General features: G+C 36.0%; 10 protein-coding genes and 2 pseudogenes. 7 read left to right on the top strand and 5 right to left on the bottom strand.

The features are described from left to right. Nucleotides 1–86: 86 nt before the first annotated feature. Nucleotides 87–344 carry an HPr family phosphocarrier protein gene (locus tag AAHB12_RS27125; protein WP_342048365.1) on the top strand — a complete coding sequence of 86 codons (258 nt, stop codon included), beginning with the start codon at nucleotides 87–89 and terminating at the stop codon, nucleotides 342–344. A gap of 906 nt (nucleotides 345–1250) precedes the next feature. Here the strand turns inward: AAHB12_RS27125 and AAHB12_RS27120 are convergent. Beyond that, nucleotides 1251–2258, bottom strand: a complete 1008-nt coding sequence (locus tag AAHB12_RS27120) for a sugar ABC transporter substrate-binding protein (RefSeq protein WP_342048364.1) — start codon at nucleotides 2256–2258, stop codon at nucleotides 1251–1253. A gap of 463 nt (nucleotides 2259–2721) precedes the next feature. Then, the gene (locus AAHB12_RS27115) at nucleotides 2722–2913 is read right to left on the bottom strand and encodes a hypothetical protein (RefSeq protein WP_342048363.1); all 192 of its coding nucleotides are present in this window, start codon (nucleotides 2911–2913) and stop codon (nucleotides 2722–2724) included. 39 nt (nucleotides 2914–2952) lie between these two features. Here AAHB12_RS27115 and AAHB12_RS27110 point away from each other — a divergent pair. The 3 genes and pseudogenes from AAHB12_RS27110 to AAHB12_RS27100 all read left to right on the top strand — a co-directional run. Beyond that, nucleotides 2953–3283: pseudogene (locus AAHB12_RS27110) on the top strand (DDE-type integrase/transposase/recombinase); the annotation flags it as partial. 488 nt (nucleotides 3284–3771) lie between these two features. Beyond that, on the top strand, nucleotides 3772–4065 hold the full coding sequence (locus AAHB12_RS27105) for a ParA family protein (protein WP_342048362.1): 294 nt from the start codon (nucleotides 3772–3774) through the stop codon (nucleotides 4063–4065). After that, nucleotides 4038–4337 carry a hypothetical protein gene (locus AAHB12_RS27100; RefSeq protein WP_342046410.1) on the top strand — a complete coding sequence of 100 codons (300 nt, stop codon included), beginning with the start codon at nucleotides 4038–4040 and terminating at the stop codon, nucleotides 4335–4337. Before AAHB12_RS27105 ends, AAHB12_RS27100 begins: the two co-directional genes overlap by 28 nt. 885 nt (nucleotides 4338–5222) lie before the next feature. Here the strand turns inward: AAHB12_RS27100 and AAHB12_RS27095 are convergent. From AAHB12_RS27095 to tpx, 3 genes and pseudogenes are all read right to left on the bottom strand, one after another. After that, nucleotides 5223–6191 carry an aldo/keto reductase gene (locus AAHB12_RS27095; RefSeq protein WP_342048361.1) on the bottom strand — a complete coding sequence of 323 codons (969 nt, stop codon included), beginning with the start codon at nucleotides 6189–6191 and terminating at the stop codon, nucleotides 5223–5225. A 398-nt stretch (nucleotides 6192–6589) separates the two neighbouring features. After that, nucleotides 6590–7225, bottom strand: a pseudogene (locus AAHB12_RS27090) (NAD(P)/FAD-dependent oxidoreductase); the annotation flags it as partial. A gap of 99 nt (nucleotides 7226–7324) precedes the next feature. Continuing rightward, a complete protein-coding gene (gene tpx, locus AAHB12_RS27085; RefSeq protein ID WP_342048360.1) occupies nucleotides 7325–7825 on the bottom strand; it encodes a thiol peroxidase in 501 nt (166 codons plus the stop codon). Nucleotides 7826–8251: 426 nt separating this feature from the next. Here tpx and AAHB12_RS27080 point away from each other — a divergent pair, with 426 nt between their 5' ends. From AAHB12_RS27080 to AAHB12_RS27070, 3 genes are read left to right on the top strand one after another with little or no spacing between them, the layout of a single operon-like run. Beyond that, complete coding sequence (locus AAHB12_RS27080; protein WP_342048359.1) at nucleotides 8252–9088, top strand: transketolase; 837 nt, start codon at nucleotides 8252–8254, stop codon at nucleotides 9086–9088. Then, a complete protein-coding gene (locus AAHB12_RS27075; protein WP_342048358.1) occupies nucleotides 9072–10031 on the top strand; it encodes a transketolase family protein in 960 nt (319 codons plus the stop codon). Before AAHB12_RS27080 ends, AAHB12_RS27075 begins: the two co-directional genes overlap by 17 nt. A 14-nt stretch (nucleotides 10032–10045) precedes the next feature. Beyond that, nucleotides 10046–11155 (top strand): zinc-dependent alcohol dehydrogenase, encoded by a 1110-nt coding sequence (locus tag AAHB12_RS27070; RefSeq protein ID WP_342048357.1) that lies wholly within the window; start codon nucleotides 10046–10048, stop codon nucleotides 11153–11155. Nucleotides 11156–11688: the final 533 nt, after the last annotated feature.

Below are 11688 nucleotides of genomic sequence, written 5' to 3'. Positions count from 1 at the left end.
TCATAAGTATGATGAGAAATAAATTTTTTATGTACGGGCTAATAAGAATAACTATATACAAATAATTTATGAAGGGGTGATTATTAATGATTAAGAAAAAGATAATTATTCGTCTTAAGCAAGGGCTTCAGGCTCGAAATGCTTTCCAATTTGTGCAAAAAGCATCCTCTTTTAATAGCGAGATAAATATCATTAAAAACGATAAATCGTTTGAAGCTAAGAGCATTATGGGCGTTATGGTTGCAGTAATTAGAACGGGAGAAGAAATTACAGTAACTACAAATGGAATTGATGAACAAGAGGCTATTGGAGCCTTAGAGGATTTTCTTTCGAGTAAGGAATGATCGTTTTTAAAGGGTTGTCGAGAGATAAATGTGGGGTAGATGAGGTGTAGTTCTTTAATTATATTAGTAAGAAAGACTAATATGATCAAAGGGTTACAAGGCAAATAAGTTCTTTATACTCCCTAACGATATTATTATTTATAAGGTGGGAGTGTTAATGATTCAAGTATTAAATAACCATAAAATTTTAATAGATAGTTATATTAAATCCGTGATATTCAAATAGGACTCCCGTTTTATTGATTTGCATACGTAGAAGAGAATTAATACTATATCTCTAGGAGAATACATTTGGTTGGTTCTATATAAATCCAGATTAATTTTTCAATGTACAGAATGAGTTTAATGCATTTACATATATGCACTGGAAGACAAATATCCTTGTTCCTGAGAAAAACTTGAATTCCGCTAAATTTGATAGGTTCATAAAACAAACGCTATCCTTTCTGATTCTGGTATAAAAAGGATAGCGTTCTTTTCATTTTTTACAGTGTTAATTTATTATTAGCTTAATGTGCAGGGGGTAAAATCTGTTGTATATGAACCAATCTTTGTCCTATTTACATATCCAACTATCTTTGTTGGAAAACCACTAAAATTCTTTTTACTTCTATACTAATGCTGCGTTATTTTTCTGCCCTATGTTTTTATTTAAGTAGCCTAATGTCGTTATTAACATGGAATGACCCAATGTTTGTCTGATGTTGTATACTCTTTTTCACCCCTGTAAGTGATACTTTGATGAACCTTTTTTACAAACCGTCAAACTTTTTACAAAATAGTTAAATTTCATTTCAAACACATAATATAGGCTGAAATTGTGCAAGGAACAGGTAGTATTTTTTGAGCACCCCACTCAAAAAATCTCCATCCCCCAAAAAAGAAAAAGTCAGCTCCCCAATCATCTCATGATAGGTTAAATAAAGAATTGCGAAGTCTCTCAATCTTTAGGATGTAATCTTTCGGATGTAATATCTCAGTTAAAAAATCTAATTTGTCTTTTACATTGTCTAGGGTAATGATATCCACCCCACTATCGATTCTTTTTGGTACACCTCTTCCATGAATGGTTTTCCATGCTTGTTCCACGCTTATATACCCAATATCATAAGGATTCTGCGCCACAGTAGCACTCAACTTTCCTGATTTAACCTGCTTTGCCATGTTCGTAATGCCATCCACTCCAACAACAGGAATCTTCAAGCCTTTTTCTTCTATTGTTTTCAATGCATCTAGAGCGATTAAATCGCCAGTTGCAACTATTCCTTTGATATGTGGGTAATTCTGTAAAATATTTCCTGTTACTGATACTGTATTTTCGGATTGGTCTTCACCTAACTGTTCCGTGACAATCTCGATTCCGGCTTCTTCTAAAGCCATCCTCGCTCCTTCTGTACGTTCCATCAAAGCTGGATCTTGTAAATTTCCATGAATAATGGCTACTTGATCTCCTGGATGCAGCATAGATCCTAATAGCTCTCCTGCCTTTGTACCCAATACAAGGTGATCTGTCCCTATATAGGTGACTTTGTCCTTCCATTCAGCATCTCTACCGGCAAACAATACGGGAATATTTTCTTTCTTATATTCCATCAATACAGGAATGGTAACGGATGGGTGTATTGGAGTAACTATTAGTGCATCTGGATGTTTCCTTAAAACTTTTTTCAATGTATTAGCTTCATTTGTAATAGGATATATGGCATCGGGTGCTATTACTTCACCATCTATATCCAAATCATCAAACGCTCTTTGGGCCCCTGCCCCAAAAGTTTTCCAAAACTCTGTGTCTAAACTTTTTGCAACGACCACAATTTTGGGTTTATCCTCTTTTTTAGAAAACTTAGCTGTAAATCCTATTAGAGCCGCTAGAAAAAACATGCAAACTAATGAAATTATCCATTTCCTTTTCAATATTCATTCTCCTGTTCCACCTACAATACCATAGGATGTTCATCAAAAGACGTTTTTGTCGTACTATGTTGAGATTCAAATCCTTTCGAAGGTTAACTTGTAGTACAAGTAACATAGTAACATAGTAACACATAATCTATGTATGTGTTTAGCAAAAGTTAGTTTATTAAGAGGTGAAGTCTGTCCAAAGTGAGATTGAATTCATACAATAAATTATTCGGAGTAGCCTCATAATTCATAGATGAAATGGATATTAAGTTTCGATGTTTCTAACAGATTGTATTTGCACCAGCACTCAAAAATTTACTACCTCCAAAATACCTCTATTGCCCGATATTTTGGAGGTTTTCTATTTCAAGAACAAACAACATATATCTCTTTCAAATAAATACAATCTTTGTACAAGAACCGAACAAACAACCTGTTCCTTTAACTATTTAAAAGCTACCGGCTCTGCTTATAATCATCTTGCTATCTGCTTTTCTTTCCTATTTTTTCGGATCGTTCCCACAATTAAAAGTAGCAAGGGAATGCCGACAATGTTGATTGGAAGAATAAACGGTATCCAAAATTTTTGAGGATAGGTAACGGCAGCACTGATACTATTAGGATAAAGCATTGAAAGGGGAATCAGTGCGAAGGCAATAAACCACATAATCTTTCTCCAATCTTTTAAGTGAAAGAATTGATTAGTATGGAAAAGCAAGATTTGTTCAAGTGGAAACATTATCAGCCTAACATTATTTTGTTAACAGTAAGATGATATCTACGGTCCAACCTTAGTTTTCGTAACCTGGTGGAAATGATGGAAGAACGCGATTTATCAATAGCTCACACAACGATTATGAGTTGGGTTCATCACTATGGACCTGAATTGGATGAAAGAGTGTGACCTCATCTTAAGCCAACAAATGATTTATATTAAAGTAAAAGGTCAATGGATGTAGCTGTATCGTGCAATAGATTTCGAAGGAAACACGATTGATTTTTATCTCAGTAAAACAAGAAATAAACAGGCTGTAAAGGTTTCCTTGATAATTTTTTACATACCGATTTAAATAGGTGTAATCATAAAACTCTTTATTCCTAGTAGGAATAAGAGGGGGCTCATCCAGTCCGTTTTTTAATTCAACTGGCAGTCTACGTCTTCTTCTACAATCTTTCAGAGCCTCTAATACATAAGGGAAAATAATTGCCTCCCTACACTTTTCATTCTTCCCCTTACTGGATAAAAAGTAATGCCCCGTCGATGAATTATAAAAAAGTTCTAACCATTTGGCCTTACATACTTCCTGAATCCGTAGCCCTGTAGTAGCCAACAGGGTTAGAATTGCATAGTTAATCGGATGATTTTTCTGTTTTCAATGCTCCAACAGCATTTTTACTTCCTCATATGTTAAATCCCGATTCGGTGTATATTTCTCTTTTATAGCGGAACTCACGAAATAAGAGTGCAGCTGTGTTTGGAGATATCCCGCTTTATGTAATTAGCGTAGAAAACTTCGAATGACATATGAAGAAAGATGCAAACCCGAATATTGAGATCTTGGGTATCCTAGCAACATTAGTTGATACAAGAACGAATCTGCATACAACCATTTTACAAGAGTGCCGTTTCTTGTGCAGACAAATGGGATGGAAATTATTCGATACAGTTATCCCTAGATCCGTTCGATTTGCGGATGAAATTAAGAGCAAAGGACTTCCTGCTACTCTTAGTAAGTCAAGGGATCCAATTGTGCAGAACTATTTTGAATTAGTAGAGGAGATTGAGAAACAATGGCAAGACAAAAAGGCAAGGGTTTAAGTGGATTTGCGGGAGTTGCGAATTCTCCGCTGTTACATACACAAGATGTTAATTCTAATGTTAACGATAGTGCTAATTCTATTGACCCGTTGGAAAAACTTCAGGCAGAGATCCCTGCAAAGGAACTGACAACTGTTATGAAAGGAATCTATTTTGATTCCGAAGTATGGGATGTTATTGAAGAGCAGTCCCAAAGATTAGGACGCGGTGGAAAGTCTAAATTAGTGAATGAAATCGTTAAAAACTATTTGCAGCAGAAGGGGCTTTTATAAGCCTCTTTTTGTTTGAAATATAGTTGTTGGGAGATTAACTATTCTGTTGATATAAGTAGATGGTTTGAGGAAAGAAAGGCTTGGGATACTTAGCTATTCTTTCTCTGTATTGTACATATCCTCAATGATTCTACCGGGAGAAATGATTTTTTTCTCTTTCATACTGTTTCAGTGAGAGGGTTACCTCTATGTACTAATAGGAAACATCCATGTTTGAAAATGGCTTATATAATTAGTATGAAAATTAATATTAATATTAGTGTTATTAATGATATCTACATTAAGCTATTTATTGGCATTATTACTGTTCTCAGAACTTTAAGTGGATATTGTTCTTTTATTCCCCTCGTTAACAAAACAATTTCACATGCGTATTTTTAAAATTTAAATTATAAACGTAAAAAAATTAAAGGGGTTCCTCTATCATTCATTCTTCCATCCTATCAAAAAGCATGCTTTTTGACAGACGCAATATAGACCTAAAAAAGTATGTCATAAAACCTAAAAACAGAGTTTGGCAATATGTCATTTGAATCCTACGTTATTTTATATATAAATCAAAGACAGAACAAAAGTGAGCTTCTTGACTTGATTAAACTGCACATCGAGAAAGGGAGTTCAAGCTTTTCTTGTTGAACACTTTTTTGTTAGGATTACCTTATTTTGGTGTTATTTATATATTCTCCTCTCAAATACAGTAAAATCAATCATATGAATACAAACTTTTAGGCAATAGTTTACATTCAACACAAATTTTGAAGGTTTTGCATCAGAACCCGATTATGTTACTGAACATGAATAAAAAACAACTTGAGATATATAGATTTCAAGTTGTTTCTTACGTTAAACCAAATATAGTAGCATTTTTGTAATGAAGTGCCCTCCTTATTCTGCGGTAATAGTATTCACGTCATATAGTAACTCTTTCGACCACTCCCAGTTACTAATTGCTATCGCATCTATTACATGATGAACCTTACTAGCGCCAATAATGGCTGAAGTTACTTTTGGCTGATTTAATACCCACGAGAGGGAGAATTGAGATAAACTTACCTCATTCTTTTCAGCCAATATACGGTAATGGTCTACTAAATGGAAATTCCGATCTGTAAAATAATTTTCAAGTAACTTTTCTCCACGTGCAGCGCGACTTTCAGGGGGAACATCTTCTGGACTCTTATATTTTCCTGATAACATTCCTCTTGCCATCGGACTATATACTATAACACCTACACCTTCAGATTCACAAAATGGTAATAGCTCTTGTTCAATCTCTCTAGAGAGTAAGTTATATTGAGGTTGAACAGAAACAAATCTTTCAAGATTCATCTTCTCACTAATTGCGTGAGATTTTGCAATTTGCCAAGCTGCGTAGTTGGAACACCCGATATAACGCACTTTCCCTTGGCGTACAAGGTCATCCAATGTACGCAATGTTTCTTCTAATGGGGTATGGGGATCAAAGGTGTGTACTTGATAGAGATCAATATAATCTGTTTGTAATCGGCGCAATTGATTCTCAATTTCCTGCATGATATGAATCCGTGAAAGCCCTCGCTCATTTCTTTTCGGTCCTACTGGCAGTCCAATCTTAGTGGCTAATACCACTTGATCTCTTTTTCCTTTAAGCGCTCGTCCGAGAATCTCTTCGGATTCTCCTGTCCCGTGTTTGAATTCTTGGTCTTGACCTGTTCCGTAAAAGTTTGCTGTATCAATAAAATTAATTCCATGATCAAGTGCAGTATCTAAAATAGAAACAGATGCTTCTTCGTTAATCCATCTTCCAAATGCCATCGTCCCTAAACATAAAGAAGAAACCTCTAAACCCGTTCTCCCTAATTTTTTATAGCGCATATGTATCACCTCAGGATTTATATTCCTTACTAGGAATTTCAAATATTCTCCCCTGTAAGCATGAGTATAGGTAATGTAATAAAAAAGAGAAGGTATGTACTATTATATAATAGTGCCAATTTTAACGATTGGAATATTTATTTGCTAAATACAATCTCCTTGGTTGTTAACCAAGGAGATAATTTTTTGAAAGGGTAACAGTTGTACGGGTGGTAATACCTATTATTGGAACAGATGTTGAATGAATAACATCGAGGGAAGCCTATTTATTTAGGGTTATGTACGATGATAACATTCCGCATCCCTGATATACATGAAATCAAGTGAATTATAAAGACTCTCTCAACATTTAGTTTACTTGTACGTAAACTAGATGTTTTCTTTCATATTTGTTTCATTTAGTGAACTAAGCTGGACAGTGCTTTAATATGTGATAAATAACGAACATTACTAGCTTCCTTCATAAGAGTCGCTGGCAGACCTTTGAGCTGAGTGGAGTTTGCACCAATTGTAGCAACAGCGTCCTTACGACCTAGGCTTGCAAGTGTTCCTGAGTTGACTGGGCTAAACTCTTCGAATGTTTTGTTTTCTAAGTATGCGAATATATTATATCCGATTAGTTCTTCCATTAGCCAAGCAATTTGGGCTGTAGGTGGGTATAGACGGCCATCTGGAGCGAAAAGAATAGCTAAGTCACCTGTAATAAACACAACCGAGTGGAAGGTGGATTGAAGATAATTGTTAACAGTTGCCCGTCCACGATTGACCTCAAGACCGGATTCACCTACAAGAGGGTTTTCTTGTACACCGCCTGTCCAAACGAAAGTATTCGTGACGATCATTTGACCAGCTTTTAGATCAACAACATTGCCTGCAACCTTGGTTACAGGAAGAACTAATAGGAATTGAACGCCGCGTGCTTCTAAGCTGCTCTGTGCGCGTTCAATGAGTGTGTCCGGTAGAACAGGAAGAATTTTTGGACCTGCTTTTACAAGCAATAGTTTGATTTCTTTCGGATCTACTCTATAGCCTTTTGTAAACCTTACAACCCCCTACCCAAATTTTCATTTTGAATAGAGGGTTGTCGATAGTCTAAGATTTCCAATCGGAAGTCTCTTTACTTATGCCACTGCTTATTTCGCAGCTTTTGCAGCTTCAAGTGCAGCTTCGTAGTTTGGATGATTTGTTACCTCATCTACATATTCTGCATATGTTACTTGGTTTTCGCTGTTAATTACGAATACAGCACGAGTTAATAAACGCAGTTCTTCAATCGCAACGCCGTATGCTTGACCGAAGGAAAGATCACGGTGGTCAGAAAGCGTTACCGCATTCTCAAGACCTTCTGTCGCACAATAACGGTTTTGGGCAAATGGAAGATCCACGCTAATCGTCAATACCTTCACATTTTCAAGATCTGCAGCTTCTTCATTGAATTTACGTGTTTGTGCAGCGCATACACCTGTATCTACAGAAGGCACTACACTGATTAATTTCACTGCACCTTTATAAGTATCTAATGTTACAGGAGATAAATCATTCGCTAACACTGTAAAATTCGGTGCTTGCTCTCCTACCTTTACTTCGTTACCAAGTAAAGTAACAGAATTCCCTAAAAATGTAACGTTTGCCATTACAACTCCTCCTTATTTTTACAAGAAATTACGTACAGTGCCAATAATAGAGAGAACAAAAACAGAATGCAACAAAAATATTTTTATTTTTCTGTAGATAAACATCATACAAATAATATGGTTTATGTTGAATTAATATTAAAATTATATTAAACATCAGACAAAAACAACACTCATTTTTATTAACAACACTCATTTTTAAGAAAAAAACTAAAAGAAAACGTTTTAATTTGTTGTTGACGGCTAATATGAGCATGATATACAATCGCATTACAGGATGACATCAGACAAATTTTAAATCTATTAATAAATCTAAAGTGAATATGTCAGATGAATTTGTAGGAATTATCAATTCAGGACATATTTGTGGAGGATTGCAAGGAATAGATCAGATGTCATACAAATTTGAAAGGAGAGGGAATTAGTATGGGTATTAAAGAACTAAAAATTACTGCAAACCAAATTCGGCAGGACATAGTGGATATTGCTTATAAAGCGCAAGGTCCATCACATCCAGGTCCAGCATTATCATGCTGCGACATAGTTACAGCTTTGTATTTTAAAATTATGAGGGTAGATGTAAACAATCCTAAATGGGAGGACAGAGATAGACTAGTGTTCTCCAAAGGTCATGCATGCCCTGTTCTTTATTCTGCATTAGCTCGTAAAGGTTTCTTCCCTGTTGAAGAGTTAACGACAGTTAGGAGAATTAATTCTAGGTTGCAAGGACACCCAGATATGAAAAAAACTCCTGGTGTGGATATGACTGCTGGTTCTCTCGGAAACGGGTTATCCGCAGCGATGGGTATGGCTCTTTATGCAAAGACTTTAGGAAAAGATTTTAAAACATTTGCAATTTTGGGGGATGGAGAAATCCAGGAAGGTACTATTTGGGAGGCTGTTTTATCAGCGCCTAGATTTAAGTTAGACAATTTGATTGCAATTGTAGATTATAATCATTTCCAAAGTACTGGTTCTGTAGAAGCGATTTTACCAATGGATCCCCTTGCTGATAAATGGAAGTCTTTTGGCTGGAATGTGATTACCATAGATGGTCATGACATGGAGGAAGTTGTAAGAGAATTAGAGGTTGCAACTAACCACAAAGGAAGTCCTACGGTGCTTATCGCCAATACAGTAAAAGGTAAAGGTGTAAGCTTTATGGAAAATGATAATGCATGGCACCAGAAAAAGCCAAGTAAAGAAGAGTATGAACAAGCAATGTTGGAGTTGAAGGAGGATTTATATGTCTACAGTGTATGATGAAATTTCAACAAGGGTAGCTTTTGGAAATGCACTTTTAAGATACGCAGAGACAGATGGCAATGTATTTGCTGTAAGTGCCGATACAGAAAAATCTATGGGCTTCGCCCCATTGGCAAAAGCACGTCCTGATAGAGTAATTAATGTTGGAATAGCAGAACAAAATATGATGCTTGTTGGTACAGGGCTTGCGGCAAGTGGTGCAAAAGTTTATGTTGCAACATATGCCCCATTCGCTTCAATGAGAATGCTCGAACAAATTAGATCATTTTGTGCATATCCAAAATTAGACGTAAAGATTATTTCAGGGCTTGCTGGTTTGTCTGGAGATGTAGAAGGTGTTACACATCAAGGTTTGGAGGATGTATCCATCTTACGTTCTATACCTAATATGGTTGTGGTTGTTCCTGCAGATGCTGCATCTGCAGAGGTAATTACACAAAAGATCTCAGAATATGAGGGCCCTGTATATTTTAGGGTTGGAAGAAACGCTGTGCCAAAGGTATTTGATGAAAGTTATACTTTTGAGATTGGTAAGGCAAATGTTGTCAAAGAAGAAGGAAATGACGCTGCTATTATATTTAATGGTGCAACAACTAGTCGTGTTATTGAAGCGGAAAAGTCCTTAAGAGAAAAGGGATACAATGTCCAATTGATTGAAATGCCTTGTGTAAAACCTATAGATAAAGAAGCAATTATTAAAGCAGCTAAGGAAACAGGAGCTATTATTACAGTAGAAGAAGGTAATATCATAGGTGGATTAGGTGGAGCAGTTGCAGAAGTTTTGGGTGAAAATTATCCTACTTTAATGAAGAGAATTGGAATAGACGATATATTCACAGAATCAGGACCACATAAGGAATTATTAGACAAGTATAACTTCAGCCCTGAACATATTGAAGAGGTTATTATAGAAGTTATTCATAACAAGGGATCTTACTAAGGGGGCGCTTTGAGATGGAAGTGGTTGTAAAAACGGGAGAAAATCATGAATCTTCTTATCTAAAACCCAAAATGAAAGCGGTTGTAAAAACGGGGGAACACTATGGATTCTCTTATATGGAAGTGGAAAAACCTACACCAAAACCTAATGAGGTTTTAATTAAGGTAGAAGCAGCAGCTATATGTGGCACTGATATTAGTTACAATAAGTGGGGGCAATCTGCAAAGGATTTTGCGTATAAATTTAATGTAAAATTTCCTTTTATTGTCGGTCATGAATGTTCGGGAACAATTATTGAAGTTGGTAGTGAAGTTAAAAATAGGAAAGTTGGCGACAGGGTAGCTCTGGAAACTCATATTCCTTGTGGTGAGTGTTTTCAATGTCAAACAGGTAATGCACATAATTGTATGAATATGGGCATTTATGGGACAAGTTGTGACGGTTGTTTTGCAGATTATGCAGTAGCGCCGGAAAGTGTAGCGTTTAAATTACCGGACGATGTATCTTTCGAAGAAGGCGCTCTATTTGAGCCGGCTGGTGTTGCGATGCGTGCGATTGAAGAGTCTGGTATTCTTCCAGGTGATACTGCCCTCGTATTTGGATGTGGAGCAATAGGTCTTTTGGCAATACAAATGCTACAAGTGTGCGGAGCTTCTAGGGTAATAGCAGTTGATATAGACCAGTATAGAGTGGATATGGCCAAAAAATTTGGTGCAGTTGCAGTTAATTCCCTGACAGAAGATCTTCCATCAATTGTAAAAGAATTGACAGCCAGCAGAGGTGGGGTAGACTTTATCCTTGAAATGACGGGGTCACCTAAAGTGTATGAAACACTATTTGATTACCTTCGTTTGGAAGGAAGAGTAGTAACTGTAGGTCATCCTGGCGGCCCGATTCCAATTAATGTAACACAAAGTATTAATTTAAAAGGTGCTACTATTAAAGGTTTATTCGGAAGAAGAATCTGGGAAACATGGTGGAAATTATCATCTTTAGTTAATGCTAAAAAGATTAATATACTTGATGTAGTTACACACCGATATTCATTCTCTCAGGTAGATGAAGCTTTTGAACAGGTTAACAAAGGTGCAGGAAAGATTATGTTTTTAAGGGATGAAAAATAATCAACCAAATCAAGTTCATAATTGCTTTTTCCCTGTACAATGGCCGACATTGTACAGGGGAAGTTCCTTCAAATAAGCATTAATCCTTTTAGCGACAATTTTTAATTGAAGGTATCTTCTTAATGATACCAAGTTATTAATGTAATATCAATATTTTTAAAATGTAACAATGGCAAATTCTAGGTGGTTACTTCCTGTGCCTCGGGTAAGTTAGGCATTACTTATAATAAGGAAGGAAAACCTGAAGAAGTAGATAAAAGGCGGATATCTGATCTGGCAAGTAGAGTAGTTACTTGTGTGTATTCATAAAAGCGGACAGATTAAAGTTATAGCTGTATACGATTATGGAAAACAAGTGTTATTATAAGACACATCAGGACATAATCCTACTTTCGTAGCAGAGAATGTTAAAGTCTAACTAGAAAAGCGATAACAATTGAAAAGTATAGGTTATAACAGTTCTAGATACTGTCATTACTGTTTCTGTAACACATTGTTTGAGTCAAAAATAATTTGGATTAAGCCAAATAGTT

This window comes from Bacillus sp. OTU530 (genome assembly GCF_038440375.1).
Note: the sequence above shows the minus strand (reverse complement) of the source record. Positions and strands in the feature narration are given on the sequence as shown.